We start from the raw sequence: 16,473 nt of genomic DNA, 5'->3' as shown, positions 1-16,473 counted from the left end.
AGACCGTGACCGACGTGGTGCAGCCGGCGGTGACCTGGTGCGACCGCTGCGGCGAGGACGCCGCGGCCGGTCCGCACGCGGCGTGCGCGGCGGCCCGGGCGCTGGAGCCGCCGCGCTACTGCGCGCGCTGCCGCCGCCGGATGAAGGTGCAGGTGCTGCCGGTCGGCTGGTCGGCGACCTGCGTCGAGCACGGCGAGATCCGGGGCTGAGGCGATGCTGCGGGGGCGGAGCGTGACCCTGCGACCGGTGACGGACGCGGACGTGCCCGCCCTCGCGGCGATCCGGGCCACCCCGGAGGTGCGGCGGTGGTGGCGCGGCGGCGCCGATCTGGCCGCGGCGGTCCGCGCCGAGCTGGCCGACGACGACCTGACCGCGTACGCCGTCGAGCACGACGGGCGGGTGGTCGGCCTGGTGCAGTACTACGCCGAGCCGGACCCGGACTACCGGCACGCCGCGCTGGACATCTACCTGGATCCGGCGGTGCACGGCACCGGGCTGGGCGGGGACGCCATCCGCGCGCTGACCCGGCACCTCGTCGAGGCGTACGGCCACCACCGGTTCACCATCGACCCGGCGGCGGGGAACACCGCCGCCATCCGCGCGTACGCCAAGGTGGGCTTCCGCCCGGTCGGCATCATGCGCCGCTACGAGCGCGGCGAGGACGGCACGTGGCACGACGCCCTGCTGATGGAGCTGCTCGCCGACGAACTGGCCGACTGAGCCCCATTTCGCCGAGTCGGGGCGTCACCGAGCATGTCCCGATCCGAGCGCCTGCGGGAACCGCTGACCGCGCTCGGCCTGGCCGCCGGGCCGGTCGTCGCGCTCGGCTTCACCCGCTTCGCGTACGCGCTGCTGCTGCCGGCCGGCGGCCAGCCGGCGGATCTGGTCGAGCAGCGGACGGTCGGCGGCCGTGGCCTGCCAGTCCGGCGCGCCGGGCACCACCAGCGTGCCGACCGGCCCGGTCACCTCGGACAGCGCCACGTCGGCGCCGAGCCGGACCCCGGCGCTGCTCACCACGTCCCGGCCGTCGGGCGAGGCGAGCACCGGCCGGTACGTCCCGCCGTGCTCGTTGGCGACGGTGAAGACCTCCAGCGGGCCGGTGACGTCGAGCAGCCGTACCCCGTCGTAGACGACGAAGAGCACGGTGTCGCTGCGCCCCGTGGCCCGCACGCCGTCGAGCCTAGCCAGCCCCTGCGGCGGCGCGGAGCGGTTCGTCCGTAGCCACGCCCGCGCGCCGCAGCTGCAGATCTTGGACAGTTACCGTGCGGGCGGAACGGCAACTGTCCAAGATCTGGCGGCGGGCGTCCGGCCCGCCCGACAGAGTCGGTGAAATGCTTCCTCTGGACGACGCCGACGCGCTGGACTGGCTCGCCTTCGAGCAGGCGGGTGTCGTCACCACCGCACAGGCGACCCGGCTGCTGACCGAGGGCACGGTACGGGGCATGGTCAGCTCCGGCCGCTGGCGGTCGATCTGCCGCGGAGTCCTGCTCACCGGCAACGGTCGGCTGACCCGGGACCAGCAGTTGTGGGTGGCGGTACTCGCCGCCGGCCCCAACGCGGTGCTGGCCGGTACGACCGCCGCCACCGAGGCGGGGGTGCGCGGACTACGGCGGGAGCCGCTGCACGTGCTGGTGCCCGCCGCGCGCCGCGCCGCCCGGACGGTGCTGCAGCGGATGCCGATCGACATGGCGCCGGTCATCGTGCACCGCACGTCGGTGCTGCCCGGGACGCATCTGCAACTCGCCCGCCCCACCCGCACCACGACGGCTCGCGCACTGGTGGACGCGGCCGGCTGGGCGCGCGACGTCGAGGAGGCGCAGTCGACGCTCGCCGTCGGCTGCCAACAGCGCCGGGTCCTGCCGGAGGAGATCAGCGAGGTGGTCGACGCCCTGCCCCGCGCACCACGTCGGCTCCTGATCCGGCAGACCGTCGCCGACATCGCCGGTGGGGCCGAGGCGTTGTCGGAGATCGACTTCGTCCGGCTGTGCCGCCGACACGGCCTGCCGCGACCCGATCTGCAGCATCGTCGTACCGATGCCACCGGACGGACCCGCTGGCTGGACGCGTACTGGCGGGAGTGGGGGCTGCACGTGGAGATCGACGGAGCGCACCACATGGACGTCCGGCACTGGGCGGCCGACATGGCGCGGCAGAACGACGTCTGGGCGTCCGGCGACCGCATCCTGCGCTTCCCGGCGTGGCTGGTCCGCGCCCGCCCCGACGAGGTCGCCGCCACCCTCCGCCGCGCCCTCACCGCCGCCGGCTGGCGGCCGGGAGCCTAGATCTTGGACAGTTGCCGTTCCGGGCGAACGGCAACTGTCCAAGATCCGGTCAGGCGTTCGTGCAGGGGACGCCGTTGAGGGTGAAGGTGGTGGGTCTGGGGTTGGTGCCGGTGTGGGTGCCGTTGAAGCCGAAGCTGGTGGACGCCCCGGGCGCGAGCGTGCCGTTGTAGGAGACGTTGGTGGCGGTCACCGCCGTGCCGCTCTGGCGGTACGTCGCCGACCAGCCCTGGCCGACCTGCTGCCCGCTGGTCGGGAAGCTGAACCCGAGGGTCCAGCCGGTCAGGGTGCCGGCACCGGTGTTGGTGATGGTGATGTTGGCGGTGAAGCCGGTGCTCCAGTCGCTGGTGACGTACCCGACCGTGCAGGCACCGGCGGTGGGCGGGTCCGCGGTGGTCACGGTGACCGGCGCGGACGCCGCGGAGACGTTGCCGGCCGCGTCGACCGCGACCACGTGGAAGGTGTACGCGGTGGAGGCGGTCAGCCCGGTGAGGGTGAGCGTGGCACCGGTGGGCGAGCCGACCAGCGCGTCCGTCGCGCCGGCCTCCCGGTACACCCGGTAGCCGGTGACCCCGACGTTGTCGGTGGCCGGCCCCCAGGTGAGGGTCAGTCCGGTGGCGGTGACCGCGGAGGCGGTCGGGGTGCCGGGCGCGGTCGGGGCGGTGGTGTCCGGCGCGGGCGACGCCGGCGTGGTGACCGAGACCGTCGGGGAGGCCGCCGAGCGGTTGCCGGCGCCGTCGCGGGCCCGCACCGAGAACTGGTACGTCCGCTGTGGCAGCAGCCCGGTCACGGCCAGCGAGTTCGTCGACGCCGGGAGCAGCACCAGCGCGTCGCTGCCCACCTGTGCCTGGGTGACCTCGTAGCCGGCCAGGCCGCTGCCGCCGCTGTCGGTGGACGCGGGCCAGGTCAGGGTGAGTCCGGTCGAGGTGACCGCCGAGGCGACCGGGGTGCCGGGGACGGTGGGGGCGGTGGTGTCCGGGGTGGCCGGTCCGGGTTCCTCGCCCCAGACCCGGGTGCCGCCGGAGTAGAGCGGCACCTTCCGGTTCGGCCCGGCGGTCGCCTGGTACGACGGGTCGTTCGTCGGGTCCCAGGTGCCGCCCTCCGGTACGCCGATCTTGAACTGCACCTCCATCCGGTGCTGCGACTGCCCGGCCGGGGCGATGGTGTGGCCGGTGCAGTCGACCTCGACGTACCAGATGTCGCCGGAGAGCTGCCTCGCCGTGGCCGGCGCCGGGCAGCCCTGGGTGTAGCCGGGGGTGACCTGCACCGGACCGGTGCCGTCGGGGCGGAAGTGGTAGCGGAACTTCGCCGTGGTCAGCGCGCGGGCCGGGAAGGCCGACCGGTTGTACACGATCGCCTTGAGGCCGGTGGCGCGCGGCTCGGCCTGCATCACCGTGGTCTCCACGGTCAACTCGTCCTGGTCGGGGCGTTCGGCGACCGGGAAGCCGGCGAGCGGGCTGCCGCCGTACTCCTTGGCGAGGCGGGCCAGGGCGGAGGTGAAGCCGGCGTTGTAGTCGGTGGCGACCTCGTTCATCACGTAGTCCGACCGGCTGTCGGTGTACGCGTCGTTGGCCGACGACGGGCCGCCGACCAGCGCGCCGTGGAGCACGTGCCGGGTCTCGGTGGGCACGGTCTGGCTGTCCCACCAGGAGCCGTGGGCGGTGCGGTGGTGCGGGTTGCGCGGCGGGTTGTTCCCGAAGCCGATGACGTAGCTGGAGTTGCGCGGGTTGTCGCCGAGCGCGTAGTTGATCTGCCGGACGGCGAAGTCGTGGTAGCGCGCCTTGCGGGTCGCGTCGGTGGACCGGTCGCTGTAGACCAGCGCGGCGAAGGCGGTGTTGGCGGCGTAGCGCAGCGCGCCCCAGGAGTCGAGCACCGCCATGCCGCCCGGCGAGTAGGGCACCCGCTGCCCGTTGACCCCGACCGTCCAGTAGTCCAGCCAGCGGTTGGCGTCGTCGACGTACTTCTGCTTGCCGGTGAGGTTGGCCAGCAGCACGTACGCGCCGAACTGCTTGTTGTCCCAGGCGATGGTCCACTTGTAGGAGCGGGTGGTGCTCTGGTTCTCGGTGCCGAGCTTGTCGTACTCGCTCTCGGCCTTGGCCAGGTAGGCGGGGTCGCCGGTGGCCCGGTGCAGCCAGATCGCCGCCCAGACCAGCTCGTCCTGCCAGCCGCTCCAGGAGCGGTAGAAGCTGGTCGCATCGGTGATGCACTCGTGGTAGCTCTTGCGCACCGTGTCGGCGAACGTGTGGAGCTGCTTGGCGTGCCCGAGCAGCTTGTCGGCGTAGGCGGCGTCGGTGGGCCGGAACACCATGGATGAGGCGGCCATCGCGGCCGCCGTCTCCCCCGCCAGGTCCGCGCCGCCACAGCTCGCATCGATCTTGTACGCGGGCCGCGCCATCGGCATCACCTCGGCCGGGCCCCACCACTTGTGGTCGTCGTCGCCCTTGCCGACCTGTCCGTAGAGGACGTTCGGCGCGGGGTGCGCCTTGACGAACCAGTCGTTGACGAAGCGCAGGTTGTTGAGCAGGTGCGGAAGCTGGCCGGAGGCGACGTAGCCGTCGCGGTACTCGACCGCGCCCCAGGCCAGCATGGTGGCGCTGAACGCCATCGGGAAGCCGAACTTCACGTGGTCGCCCGCGTCGTACCAGCCGCCGGTGAGGTCGAGGCCGACGTCGGCACCGTCGGTGAGGGCGGAGTCGCCGCGCCAGGAGACCCGGTTCCAGGCCGGTTTCCTCCCGGACTGCTGCGCCTCGTAGAAGAACAGCGACTTCTGCAACGCTTCTGAGTAGTTGAAAGCGGGCGCGGCGGCGGCCGTCGAGGCGGGGGCGGCTTCCGGGCCGAGCGGCGCGGCGGTGGCCGGGGACGGCGGGCCGACGGCCAGGGTCAGTCCGGTGGTCAGCGCGGCGCCGACGGCGAGCAGTCGGCGGAGCCGGCCGCGGACCGGCCGGGAGGGCCGGTGCGGGTGCTGCATGGCGGTACTCCTGTCGGTGGCGCCACCGGCGGCGCCCGCCCGGCCGGGACGGGTGTCGGGGGTCGTGGACGCCGCCGGAGGCTGTGGTGGGGGGCCATCGGAGGCGCGGGAGCGCTCCCATGGATGAGCGACAATGTAACTGCCGGTCGGGTTCTTGGGAAGGCCGGACGGTGACGGGCGGAGCGTCCACAGTCCCGTCCGCGTTACATCGACACGCCGCCGACGGGCCGCCAATTTGCCGGATTCTCGGATCTGATCCGCCGCGTCGTCCCAGCTCAGGCCGTTCACCCGATGTCGCCCTTCGATGCCGTGCATGGGATCATGTGCCGTCCCCTCTATCCATCTCGGAGGATTACTCATGCCCCAACGTCGGTACGTGGCGTCCGCGGCCTTCACCGCGACCGCCACGGCCTGCCTCGCCTTCGCCACCCCGGCGTGGGCGAGCAGCACGATCCCGCTCAACCCGGGCCACAAGGACAAGACGGCGGCCACGGCCGAGCAGAAGTGCACGGACGAGCGCTTCGAGGGCCGTACGTCCGGGCAGGACGGTTGGCACTTCGTGCTTCCCGGCGGCGCCGAGTCCGGCAGCTTCGAGACGCTGACCCTGACCTTCAGCGACGGCAGCAACACGGTGACGGTGAAGGTGCCCGACAGCACCGACGCCTACCCCGACAAGTTCTACGCCGCCGGGAACACCGGCCGGATCATCCACGCCTACCTCTTCACGCCGGCCGGGTGGACGCTGGTCGACGGCAGCGCCACGATCAGCGGCCAGGCCGCCAAGTTCAACCTGAGCCACGCCTGCCCCGGCACCGTCGCGACGCAGTCGCCGAGCCCGAGCCCCTCGCCGACGACCTCCGAGTCGCCGCAGCCGTCGGGCTCCCCGTCGGAGTCGACCTCCCCGAGCAGCTCGGTCACCCCGACCGAGTCGGGTTCGCCGTCGGAGTCGGGCTCGCCGTCGACCTCCGGCTCCCCGTCGGAGAGCACCGGCGGCACCGGTGGCGGTGACAACGGGGGCAGCCTGCCGATGACCGGCGTGGCCACCGGCGGCATCGCCCTGGGCGGCCTCGTCCTGATCGGCGGCGGCGCGCTGCTGATGCTGCGCCGTCGGCGCGACAACATCACCTTCACCAGCTGACCCGACTCAGCGCCCGATCGGCCGCCGGACACCTCGTCCGGCGGCCGATCGTCGTTTCACCCCTGGGCGTTGATCCGTCCCGGGCGTTCGTCCGTACTGACGGGTAACCCGGTCGACGTCGCCCGGAGATTCATCACATCATCGAAATTCATGACTGCTCTGTCCGCGTACGCGCAGGTCAAGACCGTGGTGTGCGGCCCGGCGGCGCACGTCGCGGCCGGTCCGGCGCGGGCCTGGCGTTCCGGCATACGAACGTACTGTTGCCGCGCCGCTTTCCGGCGCGGGACAGTACGCGACACCAGCGGTGCCATCGACGCCGCCGCTCCCCCGGTCGACCCTGAGGAGAAATGCGATGGCTCTACGACTCGCCGACGGTACCGCCTGGTCCGACACCCTCGCCCGCGCCGTGGCCGCCACGCCGGAGGCCTTCGGGCCCGAGGCCGACGGCGTCATCACCCTGCACAACCTGGTATCCGGGCAGTGGCAGGCGGTCGGCACGCCCAGTGCCGTCCGCACCCCCGTCGACAACACCGTCCTGGTCAACCTGCCCCGGCTGGACGCCGACACCGCGCGCGCCGCGGTCGCCCACGCCGCCGCCGCGCACCGCGACTGGGCGGCCACCCCGCTCGCCGAGCGCAAGGCGCGGGTCACCGAGGCGCTGGACGCGCTCACCGCGCACCGCGATTTGCTGGCGCTGCTGCTGGTCTGGGAGATCGGCAAGCCGTGGCGGCTCGCCTGCGCCGACGTCGACCGCGCGCTCGACGGGGTCCGCTGGTACGTCGAGGAGATCGACCGGATGCTGGCCGGCGGCCGGGAGCCGCTGCCCGGCCCGGTCAGCAACATCGCATCCTGGAACTACCCGATGAGCGTGCTGGTCCACGCCGAACTGGTGCAGCTGCTCGCCGGCAACGCGGTCATCGCCAAGACCCCGTCGCAGGGCGGCGCGGTCTGCCTGACCGTGGCGCACGCGCTGATGCGCCGCGCCGGACTCCCCGCCACCCTGCTCTCCGGCAGCGGCGAGGAGCTCTCCGAGGTGCTGGTCCGCGCGCCCGAGATCGGCGCGGTGGCGTTCGTCGGCGGGCGGTCCAACGGCGGCAAGGTGGCCGCCGCGCTGCTCGACACCGACAAGCGGCACTTCATCGAGCAGGAGGGGCTCAACGCCTGGGGCGTCTGGAACTTCTCCCAGTGGGACCTGCTCGCCGCGCACCTCAAGAAGGGCTTCGAGTACGGCAAGCAGCGCTGCACCGCGTACCCCCGGTTCGTGGTCCAGCGCGACCTGGTCGACGAGTTCCTCGACATGTACCTGCCGGTGGTCTCCTCGATCCGATTCGGCCATCCCCTTGCGGTGGACGAGAATTGGTCGGTGGGCGACCCGCTGCCCGAGCTGGACTTCGGCCCGCTGATCAGCGGCGCCAAGGCCGAGGAGCTGCGCCGCAAGGTCGACGAGGCGGTACGCGGCGGCGCCGTGCCGCTGCACCGCGGCAAGCTCGACGGCGCGCCCTTCCTCGACGGCCAGGACACCTCCGCGTACGTGGCGCCCGCGGTGCTGCTCGCCCCGCCCGGCCGGTCCCGGCTGATGCACGCCGAGCCGTTCGGCCCGGTCGACACCATCGTCGTGGTGGACACCACCGACGAGCTGCTGGCCGCGATGAACGCCTCCAACGGCGCGCTGGTGGCCTCACTGGCCTGCGACGACGAGGAACTGGCCGGCAAGCTCGCGGTGGACCTCCAGGCGTTCAAGGTGGGCATCAACAAGCCGCGGTCCCGGGGCGACCGGGACGAGCCGTTCGGCGGCCGGGGCGCCTCCTGGAAGGGTGCCTTCGTCGGCGGCGACCTGCTAGTGCAGGCGGTCACCCAGGGCGGCGACGGCCGGCTCTACGGCAACTTCCCGGACTACAGCAGCTACCCGACCACCTGAGGCGGCGCTAGCCTCGGTCGATGGCACGAATCGAGCAGATCTCGCTGGGCGTGACCGACGACCGCCGCGCCGGCCGGTTCTGGGCGGCGGCCCTCGGCTACGTACGTCGGCCGCCGCGCTACGCCGGCGACGAGTGGATCGTGGTCGAGCCGCCACCCGGGGAGGCCGGCGCGGCGATCGCGATGGACGTCAGCGACAGCCCGGCGGCGGAGTTCCCCCGCGTCCACCTCGACCTGGACGCGGGGGACCGCGATCTCGACGACGAGGTGGCGCGGCTGCTCGCCCTCGGGGCGCAGCGGGTGGACTGGCCGCACTACCCGGCCGAGCCGGAGCCGGGCCAGCTGCCCTACGTCGTCCTCGCCGACACCGAGGGCAACCGGTTCTGCGTCTCGGGCCACCGCCGAGCCGGGTTCTTCTTCGGCTGATCGTGGCGGTGGCGGGCTCGCCGTGGGCTCAGCCCGACCGGTCCCTCCGGGCGGTCGCGTCCGCCTGCCGGGGCAGCGCGGGCCGACTCGTCTCCCCGGCGCGGGCGATCAGCGGGATCGTCAGGGTGAGCAGCGCGCCGTCCCGCTCGATCGACGTCGGCCGCCCGAGCCGCCGTACGGTGCGCAGCATCGGGGTGTTCTCCGCCTGGACGTGCAGCACCACGGCCGCGTACCCGGACCGGCCGGCGTGCCCGAGCAGCCGGCGGAGCAGGGCCGACCCGAGGCCCCGGTGCTGCCAGTCGTCCCGCACCAGCAGCGCCACCTCCGCCTCGTCACCCTCGCCGAGCAGGTTGCCCATCGCGACCACCGCGTCCGCCGTCCCGCCGCAGCCGATCGTCGCCACCACCGTGGTCCCCCGGCGCGGCTCCAACAGCCGGCGCAGCCGGCTCGGCGTCGGCACCGCGCCCCCGCCGAGGTAACGCCGCTGGCGGCTGCGCGCCGAGCACGCCTCGTGCAGGTCGACCACGCCGGCCAGGTCGTCGGCGGTGGTCGGGCGGACCACCACCTCCCCGCCGTCGGGCAGCACCAGGGTCACCCGGTCGGCCTCCCGGCGGGCCGCGGTGGCCGCCAGCTCGACCAGCGCCTGCGCCCGGGCGTACTCCGCCGGGGTGAAGCTGGGTGCCCGCCGGCGCAGCACGTACGCCCCGCCGGCCGGGTCGGCCAGCAGCATGCTCGCCGCGCCGACGCCGCCGTGCGGGACGGCCGGCGCGGCACGCCAGGTCACCTCGTCCGCGCCGAGCAGGGCGCGCAGCATCTCCCCGGTCGCGTCCGGGTCCCGGACCAGCCGGTTGGCCAGCCCGAGCACCCGGGTGGGCTGGTCGACCAGACCCCGGGCCTCGCTGCGCGCCACCCAGCAGTCCCGTCCCCGGCCCCGCTGGACGGCGGCGACCAGCTCCGCCTCGCCCACCACGTCCGGCGCGTCGACGAGGAAATCGTCGACCGCCCCGGCCTCGGTGGTGTGCACCTGCACGGTGAGGATGTTGACCCCCCGCAACGCGAGACTCGCCGTGAGCACCGACAGGTAGCCCGGCCGGTCGTCCACGGTGGCTCGAATCCGCCACAGCGCCATGTCCGCTCCCTTCCCCGTTACGACAGTGCCGGGCGGCTGTTGCCATGCCGTTGCCCTGGGGTGACGCCCCGGGAACCGTTGCCCGTGCTCAGGTGACGCTGGTCACCGGCGGCGCCCCGACCAGGTCGAGCCGGTCGCCGAGGATCACCGCGCCGGCCCGGACCAGCTGAGCCAGCCGGTCCACCTCGGTGGAGTGGAACGCGGCCGGGGCGAGCGGCTCGGTGTGCTCGCGCGCGACCACCAGCACCAGCCCGGCCCGGCCGAACGGCGCGATCGCGTAGTGGCTGCCGTCGGCGCCGGTCAGCGCCCGGGCCCGCAGCGGGGTCACCTCGGGCAGCAGCGGTGGCTGGGGCGCCCGCCAGCTGGCGTGCGCCACGGTCGCCGTTCCCCCGCCGGTCCGCGAGGCCCAGTCCGGCGGGACCACCGCGGCCACCGCCCAGTCGGCGGCGAGCAGACCGGGCACCGCGTCGACCAGGGTGGCCACCCCGTCGGTGGGGTTCGCGGCGACCTGGGCCAGCAGCTCGGCGTCCTGGCCGGTGGTGGTCGGCGCGCCGATCGCCCGCCAGACGCCGTCCACGCGTACCCCGGGGATGGCGGCCAGGCCCGCCATCAACCGCTCCACCCGGGCGACGCCCGGCCAGACCACGGTGAAGTCGTCCACGGCCCGCCCGCCGAGCCGTTCCAGGACGACCACCTGGACGATGTCGGCGCCGGAGACGCCGAGCGTGCGGGCCACCTGGCCGAGCGTGCCGGGTCGGTCCGGCAGGGTCACCCGAACTCGCAGCAACATGTCTGTCCCTCCGCTCGGCGGGCCGGCCGTGGCGGCCGGCGGGCTGGCACCAGCCTGCCCGTTGGCCGTTTCGTCCCTGTTGCAGCGGCATGTCCCGGGCGGAAAACCCCGCTTGACAAGAAAGCTGAGCTGCCATCAACTATCCGGATGACCGATCCGGCCGTCGACGCGCTCCGGCCGGGGAGTTCTCCGGCCTCCCCCGCCTCCGCCACCGCGCCCGCCTCCGGGCCGACCGGCTCCCCCCGGGGCCTGGACCTCGACCGGCTCGCCGGTTACCTCGGCGCCCACCGGCCCGAGCTGGCCGACGCGCCGCTGGCGGCCACCCTGATCGCCGGGGGCAAGTCGAACCTGACCTACCTGCTGCGCGCGGGCGAGCGGGAGCTGGTGCTGCGCCGCCCGCCGCTCGGGCACGTGCTGGCCACCGCGCACGACATGGCCCGCGAGTTCCGGGTGATCTCCGCCCTCGCGCCCACCGACGTGCCGGTTCCTGCGGCGCTGCTGCTCTGCGCCGACGCCGACGTGATCGGGGCGCCGTTCTACCTGATGCAGCGGGTCCGTGGCGAGGTGTTCCGCAGCCGCGACCAGACCGACCCGCTCCGCCCGGAGCAGCGGCGCGACCTGGCCCTGGCGATGATGGACACCCTCGCCGCCCTGCACACGGTCGACCCGGCCACGGTCGGGCTGGGCGACTTCGGCCGCCCCGAGGGCTACCTGGGCCGGCAGGTACGCCGCTGGGCCGGCCAGCTCGACCGGTCCCGCAGCCGTCCCCTGCCCGGCATCGACGAGCTGCGCGACCTGCTCGCCGGCACCGTGCCGGAGGGCGCCAACGCCGGGCGGATCGTGCACGGCGACTACCGGCTGGACAACCTCCTCGCCACCGTCGACCCGGTGTCGGTACGCGCCGTGCTCGACTGGGAGATGGCCACCCTCGGCGACCCGCTGGCCGACCTCGGCCTGCTGCTGACGTACTGGGACGTGCTGGGCGACAGCGACCTCGCCACCGGCAACCCAGTCGCCGACGGCCTCGGCCCGCGCGCCGGGTTCCCCACCGGCGCCGAGCTGATCGAGCGGTACGCCGGCCGCAGCGACGTCGACGTCGGGCCGCTGCACTGGCACGTCGCGCTCGGCTGCTTCAAGCTCGCGGTGATCTGCGAGGGCATCCACTACCGGCACACCCTCGGGCAGACGCTCGGCCCCGGCTTCGACCGCATCGGCGACATGGTGGCCCCGCTGGTCGCACACGGCCTGCGCGCCGTCCGCGAGAAGTAGCCCCCTCCGCGCGAGCTAACCCCCCACCCCCTCTTTCCGAGAAGGCGTGGCTGTTCACGGCCGAACAGCCACGCTTTTCGAAAAGGTGCGCGGAGCGTGGGGGGCGGGTCAGGCGGAGGCGCGGTGGATGAGCTGGGTGTCGAGGAGGATGTGGGGGGCGGGGATCTCCTCGCCGCGGATGCGGGCGACCAGCAGGCGTGCCATCTGGCGGCCCATCTCCTCGACCGGCTGGAAGACGGTGGTCAGCGGCGGGTCGGCCTGGCGGGCGATCGGGGCGTCGTCGAAGCCGACCACCGCCACGTCCTCGGGCACCCGCCGGCCCGCCTCGCGCAGGGTGCGCAGCGCGCCGAAGGCCATCAGGTCGGAGGCGACGAAGACCGCGTCCAGGTCGGGGCAGACCTCCAGCAGCCGGCGCATCGAGGCGGCGCCGCTGCCCTCGCTGAAGTCGCCGTACGCGATCATGCGGGGGTCGGCCTCGGCCCCGGCGGCCCGGACGGCGTCCCGGTAGCCGGCCAGCCGGGCCAGGCCGGCGCCCATGTCCTGCGGACCGGCGATGGTGGCGATCCGGCGGCGGCCCCGCTGGGCCAGGTGCTCCACCGCCTGCCGCGCGCCACCGACGTTGTCCACGTCGACGAACCAGGACGGCCGCGCGCCGGGCTCGAGCATCCGCGCCGGCCGGCCGCCGAGCACGGTGGGCAGGTCCCGCTCCTCCAGCAGCGTGGGCAGCGGGTCGGAGTCGTGCAGCGACAGCAGCAGCACGCCGTCCACGTGCTGGTTGGTCAGGTGGTGCTCGACCCGTTCCCGTTCGATCGGGGACTGCACCATGGCGAGCCAGAGCTGCAGCGGCGTCTCCAGCAGCCCGGAGCTGACGCCCCGGACGATGCCGGCGAAGAACGGCTCGGTGAAGACCCGGTCCCCGGACTCGGAGACCACCAGGGCCACCGAGTCGGTCCGCTGGGTGACCAGCGCCCGGGCGGCCCGGTTCGGGACGTACCCCAGTTCCGCGATGGCCTGCTGCACGGCGGCCCGGGCCTCCGGGCTGACCTGGGGTGAGCCGTTGACGACCCGGGAGACCGTGCCGCGCCCGACGCCCGCGCGGGCGGCGACCGCGTCGAGGGTCGGGCGCCCGAGCGACCGGGTGCGCTGCGTTGTCATCGTCTGCTCCTCCGACGTCGGGCGGACCCGGTGCCACCTGCGGGAGGTGGACACCAGGACCGCCCTGATGGCTGGCCCGAGCCTATTGTGCGGCCAGACCGTTGCGTCGGATCACCTCGGCGTACCACCTGGCACTGGACTTGGGGATACGGGCCTGGCTGTCGTAGTCGATCCAGACCATCCCGAACCGCTTGGTGTAGCCCCAGGCCCATTCGAAATTATCCATCAGCGACCAGGCGAAGTAGCCCCGCAGGGGCACCCCGGCGCTGATCGCCTCGTGCGCCGCCCGCAGGTGCGCGTCGAAGTACGCCAGCCGGTCGGCGTCGTCGACCTGCCCGTCGACGACCGCGTCGACGAAGGCGGAGCCGTTCTCGGTGACGTAGAGCGGCAGGTCGGTGTACTCGTCGTGGACCCGGCGCAGCGTCTCGGTCAGGCCGGGGGCGTCGATCTCCCAGTTCATGTCGGTGACCGGCACGCCCCGGGTGACGAACCGGATGTCCTCGCTGCCCGGCCAGCACGACGGCGACCGCCAGTACGGCTCGGGCTCGGCGCCCTCGACCGGGGCGGCGACCACGTGCCGGCTGTAGTAGTTGATGCCGACCAGGTCCAGCGGGGTGGAGATGACCGCCAGGTCGCCGTCGCGCACGTGCCCGAAGTCGGTGACCTCGCGCAGGTCGGCGGTGAGGTCGGCCGGGTACGACCCGCGCAACACCGGATCGAGGAAGAACCGGTTGGCCAGCGCGTCGATCCGCCGGGCGGCGTCGAGGTCGGCGGGCGCGTCGGTGGCCGGGGTGACCGGGTAGAGGTTGACGGTGATGCCGAGCTGGGCCTGCGGCCGGGACGCCCGCAGCGCCTGCACCGCCAGCCCGTGGCCGAGCATCAGGTGGTGCCCGGCGCGGACGGCGTCCGCGCCGTCGGAGCGGCCGGGCGCGTGCACCCCCGAGCCGTAGCCGAGGAACGCCGAGCACCACGGCTCGTTCAACGTCGTCCAGTACGTCACCCGGTCGCCGAGGGCGTCCGCGACGAGCTGGGCGTAGTCGGCGAACCGGGCGGCGGTGTCCCGGGCCGGCCAGCCGCCGGCGTCCTCCAGCGGCTGGGGCAGGTCCCAGTGGTAGAGGGTCAGCCACGGCTCGATCCCGTGCCCGAGCAGCTCGTCGACGAGCCGGCGGTAGAAGTCCAGGCCCTCGGCGTTGGCCGGGCCGGTGCCGCCCGGCTGCACCCGCGACCAGGACACCGAGAACCGGTACGACTTCAGGCCCAGCTCGGCCATCAGCCGCACGTCCGACGGCATCCGGTGGTAGTGGTCGCAGGCCACGTCGCCGGTGTGCCCGGCGACCACCCGCCCCTCGGTGTGGCTGAACGTGTCCCAGATCGACGGGGTCCGGCCGCCCTCGGTGGCGGCCCCCTCGATCTGGTACGCGGCGGTCGCCGCGCCCCACAGGAAGCCGGGCGGGAAGATCAGTTCCGGCCCCTGGTCGAGTACGCCGACTGCGGGCGGGTGGTCCGGGTTGCTCACGACTTGACGGCACCTTCCATGATCCCGCCAATGATCTGGCGGCCGAACAGGGCGAACACGATCACCAACGGCACGGTACCGATGGCGGTCGCGGCGAACACCTGCGAGTAGTCGGTGTAGTAGGCGTAGGACAGGAACGCCAGCGACACCTGCAGGGTCGGATTCTCCGGGGTGAGCACGGCGTACGGCCAGAGGTAGGAGTTCCAGGTCTCCATGAAGGTGAGCAGGCCGAGCACGGCCGCGGCCGGGCGCAGCGCGGGCAGCACGATGTTCCAGAAGATCCGGAAGGTGCTGGCCCCGTCGACCCGGCCGGCCTCGATCAGCTCGTCGGAGATGGCCTGGGTGGCGTACTGCCGCATCATGAACACGCCGAAGGCGCTGACCAGGAAGGGCACGGTCACCGCCAGGAGGGTGTCGTACCAGCCGAGGTCCTGGATCATGCCCCAGAGCGGGATGAGGCCGAGCTGGGTCGGGATCATCATGGTCACGATGATCGACAGCAGCAGGATGTTGCGGCCCCGGAAGCGCAGCTTGGCGAAGGCGAAGCCGGCCAGCGACCCGGTGATCACCACCGAGACGGTCACCACGCCGGAGACGATCACCGAGTTGAGCAGGCCGGTGAGGAAGTTCGCCGCGTCGTTGTCGAGCACCCGGCCGAAGTTGTCGCCGAACGCGCCGCCAGGGGTGACCGGCGGCGGCACGTCGTTGATCGAGTCCAGGCTGCGGGTGGCGATCACGACCATGTAGTAGAAGGGATAGATCGAGAAGAGCACCGCCAGCACGAGGGCGACGTACAACAGCGGGCTGGTGCGCCAGAGGCGCTGGGAAGCGGAGTTCATCCGGTCGCTCCTCACTTGACCGTACGGCGGACGAGCAGGAAGTTGACCAACGAGACCAGGGCGATCATCACGAACATCGCCCACGCCACGGCGGCGCCGTACCCGGCGGTGTTGAGGTTCTCGATACCCAGCTCGTACATGTACATGGCCAGGGTCTGGAACTCCCGCTGGTCGCCGCCGATGATGTTGCCGTTGGCGAAGACGAGCGGCTCGGTGAAGAGCTGGAGCCCGCCGATGGTGGAGAGGGTGACCACGAAGACGAAGGTCGGGGTGAGCATCGGCAGGGTGATCCGCCAGAACTGCTTCCACTGGTTGGCGCCGTCGATCGCCGCGGCCTCGTAGAGGTCCTTCGGGATGGCCTGCATGCCGGCCAGCAGGATGAGGGTGTTGTAGCCGGTCCACCGCCAGTTGACCATGGAGGCGATGGCGGTCCACGAGCTCCACCGCTCCGTGTCCCAGTCGACCGCGTCGATCCCGACCAGGCCGAGCAGCCAGTTGATCAGGCCGAAGTCGCGCTGGAAGAGCATGCCGAAGACGATCGCCACGGCGGCGACCGAGACCACGTTCGGCATGAAGATGGCCATCCGGAAGAACGTCCGGGCGCGCAGGAGCGTGCGGTTGAGCAGGGTCGCCAGGAAGAGCGCGAGCAGCAGCTGCGGGATGGTGGAGAGCAGGAAGATGCCGAAGGTGTTGACCGTGGCGTTCCAGAAGTACTCGTCGGTGAAGAGCCGGGTGTAGTTGTCCACCCCGATGAAGCTGTGGTCGCCGATCAGGTTCCAGTCGTGCAGCGACATCCACGCGGTGCGCAGCATCGGGTAGAACCCGAAGATCCCGAAGATCACGAAGAACGGGGCGATGTAGAGGTACGGGGAGAGCTTGAGGTCGAGGCGGTTGAGCGACGACGCCCGGCTGCGGCGCCGGGTGGGTGGGGGTGGCGGCGCCGTGGGTGACGGCGGCGCGGTCGTGGCCGACAGGCTCATGCGGGGTCCTTTCCCGGCGCCGGCGGGGCCGGTGAGGCGGGCGGTACGTGCAACGGGACGCGGCCGG

The 16,473-nt window shown here is 73.1% G+C and carries 15 protein-coding genes; 7 read left to right on the top strand and 8 right to left on the bottom strand.

Annotation, left to right across the window (positions count from 1 at the left end; all coding sequences use genetic code 11):
- Positions 1-5: 5 nt before the first annotated feature.
- Positions 6-209, top strand: a complete 204-nt coding sequence (bsaP, locus tag V6U88_RS17595; protein WP_334454305.1) for a biotin synthase auxiliary protein BsaP — start codon at positions 6-8, stop codon at positions 207-209.
- 4 nt (positions 210-213) lie between these two features.
- Positions 214-720 (top strand): GNAT family N-acetyltransferase, encoded by a 507-nt coding sequence (locus tag V6U88_RS17590; protein WP_334454304.1) that lies wholly within the window; start codon positions 214-216, stop codon positions 718-720.
- A 24-nt stretch (positions 721-744) separates the two neighbouring features.
- Here the strand turns inward: V6U88_RS17590 and V6U88_RS17585 are convergent, their stop codons facing one another.
- The gene (locus V6U88_RS17585) at positions 745-1,170 is read right to left on the bottom strand and encodes a DJ-1/PfpI family protein (protein WP_334454303.1); all 426 of its coding nucleotides are present in this window, start codon (positions 1,168-1,170) and stop codon (positions 745-747) included.
- Between the two features lie 161 nt (positions 1,171-1,331).
- Between V6U88_RS17585 and V6U88_RS17580 the strand changes: the two genes are divergently transcribed.
- On the top strand, positions 1,332-2,282 hold the full coding sequence (locus tag V6U88_RS17580; protein ID WP_334454302.1) for an endonuclease domain-containing protein: 951 nt from the start codon (positions 1,332-1,334) through the stop codon (positions 2,280-2,282).
- Between the two features lie 49 nt (positions 2,283-2,331).
- Here V6U88_RS17580 and V6U88_RS17575 read toward each other — a convergent pair whose 3' ends face one another.
- Entirely contained in the window at positions 2,332-5,247 is a 2,916-nt protein-coding gene (locus V6U88_RS17575; RefSeq protein WP_334454300.1) for a glycoside hydrolase family 9 protein, read from the bottom strand.
- Positions 5,248-5,605: 358 nt separating this feature from the next.
- On the opposite strand from V6U88_RS17575, the gene V6U88_RS17570 reads away from it, so the two are divergent.
- The 3 genes from V6U88_RS17570 to V6U88_RS17560 all read left to right on the top strand — a co-directional run bounded on the left by V6U88_RS17570 (position 5,606) and on the right by V6U88_RS17560 (position 8,728).
- A complete protein-coding gene (locus V6U88_RS17570; protein ID WP_334454298.1) occupies positions 5,606-6,385 on the top strand; it encodes an LPXTG cell wall anchor domain-containing protein in 780 nt (259 codons plus the stop codon).
- A 352-nt stretch (positions 6,386-6,737) separates the two neighbouring features.
- A complete protein-coding gene (locus V6U88_RS17565) occupies positions 6,738-8,303 on the top strand; it encodes an aldehyde dehydrogenase family protein (RefSeq protein ID WP_334454297.1) in 1,566 nt (521 codons plus the stop codon).
- 20 nt (positions 8,304-8,323) lie between these two features.
- Complete coding sequence (locus V6U88_RS17560; protein WP_334454295.1) at positions 8,324-8,728, top strand: VOC family protein; 405 nt, start codon at positions 8,324-8,326, stop codon at positions 8,726-8,728.
- 28 nt (positions 8,729-8,756) lie between these two features.
- On the opposite strand, the gene V6U88_RS17555 is transcribed toward V6U88_RS17560, so the two are convergent.
- Positions 8,757-9,857, bottom strand: coding sequence for a GNAT family N-acetyltransferase (locus tag V6U88_RS17555; RefSeq protein ID WP_334454293.1), 1,101 nt, complete (start codon positions 9,855-9,857; stop codon positions 8,757-8,759).
- An 88-nt stretch (positions 9,858-9,945) separates the two neighbouring features.
- Complete coding sequence (locus tag V6U88_RS17550) at positions 9,946-10,647, bottom strand: amino acid-binding protein (RefSeq protein WP_334454291.1); 702 nt, start codon at positions 10,645-10,647, stop codon at positions 9,946-9,948.
- A gap of 147 nt (positions 10,648-10,794) precedes the next feature.
- On the opposite strand from V6U88_RS17550, the gene V6U88_RS17545 reads away from it, so the two are divergent.
- Positions 10,795-11,916 (top strand): phosphotransferase family protein, encoded by a 1,122-nt coding sequence (locus tag V6U88_RS17545; RefSeq protein WP_334454289.1) that lies wholly within the window; start codon positions 10,795-10,797, stop codon positions 11,914-11,916.
- A gap of 108 nt (positions 11,917-12,024) precedes the next feature.
- Here the strand turns inward: V6U88_RS17545 and V6U88_RS17540 are convergent, their stop codons facing one another.
- From V6U88_RS17540 to V6U88_RS17525, 4 genes are all read right to left on the bottom strand, one after another.
- Positions 12,025-13,071 carry a LacI family DNA-binding transcriptional regulator gene (locus V6U88_RS17540; protein ID WP_334454287.1) on the bottom strand — a complete coding sequence of 349 codons (1,047 nt, stop codon included), beginning with the start codon at positions 13,069-13,071 and terminating at the stop codon, positions 12,025-12,027.
- A gap of 82 nt (positions 13,072-13,153) precedes the next feature.
- Positions 13,154-14,587 carry a GH1 family beta-glucosidase gene (locus V6U88_RS17535; protein ID WP_334454285.1) on the bottom strand — a complete coding sequence of 478 codons (1,434 nt, stop codon included), beginning with the start codon at positions 14,585-14,587 and terminating at the stop codon, positions 13,154-13,156.
- Positions 14,584-15,426, bottom strand: coding sequence for a carbohydrate ABC transporter permease (locus V6U88_RS17530; protein ID WP_334454284.1), 843 nt, complete (start codon positions 15,424-15,426; stop codon positions 14,584-14,586). Before V6U88_RS17530 ends, V6U88_RS17535 begins: the two co-directional genes overlap by 4 nt.
- Positions 15,427-15,437: 11 nt before the next feature.
- Positions 15,438-16,406, bottom strand: a complete 969-nt coding sequence (locus tag V6U88_RS17525) for a carbohydrate ABC transporter permease (RefSeq protein ID WP_334454282.1) — start codon at positions 16,404-16,406, stop codon at positions 15,438-15,440.
- Between the last annotated feature and the right edge of the window lie 67 nt (positions 16,407-16,473).

Source organism: Micromonospora sp. CPCC 205739, assembly GCF_036906795.1.
Lineage (GTDB): Bacteria > Actinomycetota > Actinomycetes > Mycobacteriales > Micromonosporaceae > Micromonospora.
The sequence above is the reverse complement of the archived record's forward strand: the minus strand, read 5'-3'. Positions and strand labels throughout refer to the sequence as shown.

Excerpts from the sequence above, each read along its gene's own strand:
- V6U88_RS17575 (WP_334454300.1), bottom strand. The coding sequence starts at position 5,247 with ATGCAGCACCCGCACCGGCCCTCCCGGCCGGTCCGCGGCCGGCTCCGC.
- V6U88_RS17555 (WP_334454293.1), bottom strand. The coding sequence starts at position 9,857 with ATGGCGCTGTGGCGGATTCGAGCCACCGTGGACGACCGGCCGGGCTAC.
- V6U88_RS17570 (WP_334454298.1), top strand. The coding sequence starts at position 5,606 with ATGCCCCAACGTCGGTACGTGGCGTCCGCGGCCTTCACCGCGACCGCC.
- V6U88_RS17580 (WP_334454302.1), top strand. The coding sequence starts at position 1,332 with ATGCTTCCTCTGGACGACGCCGACGCGCTGGACTGGCTCGCCTTCGAG.
- V6U88_RS17545 (WP_334454289.1), top strand. The coding sequence starts at position 10,795 with ATGACCGATCCGGCCGTCGACGCGCTCCGGCCGGGGAGTTCTCCGGCC.
- V6U88_RS17590 (WP_334454304.1), top strand. The coding sequence starts at position 214 with ATGCTGCGGGGGCGGAGCGTGACCCTGCGACCGGTGACGGACGCGGAC.
- V6U88_RS17550 (WP_334454291.1), bottom strand. The coding sequence starts at position 10,647 with ATGTTGCTGCGAGTTCGGGTGACCCTGCCGGACCGACCCGGCACGCTC.
- V6U88_RS17565 (WP_334454297.1), top strand. The coding sequence starts at position 6,738 with ATGGCTCTACGACTCGCCGACGGTACCGCCTGGTCCGACACCCTCGCC.
- V6U88_RS17540 (WP_334454287.1), bottom strand. The coding sequence starts at position 13,071 with ATGACAACGCAGCGCACCCGGTCGCTCGGGCGCCCGACCCTCGACGCG.
- V6U88_RS17530 (WP_334454284.1), bottom strand. The coding sequence starts at position 15,426 with ATGAACTCCGCTTCCCAGCGCCTCTGGCGCACCAGCCCGCTGTTGTAC.
- V6U88_RS17525 (WP_334454282.1), bottom strand. The coding sequence starts at position 16,406 with ATGAGCCTGTCGGCCACGACCGCGCCGCCGTCACCCACGGCGCCGCCA.
- V6U88_RS17560 (WP_334454295.1), top strand. The coding sequence starts at position 8,324 with ATGGCACGAATCGAGCAGATCTCGCTGGGCGTGACCGACGACCGCCGC.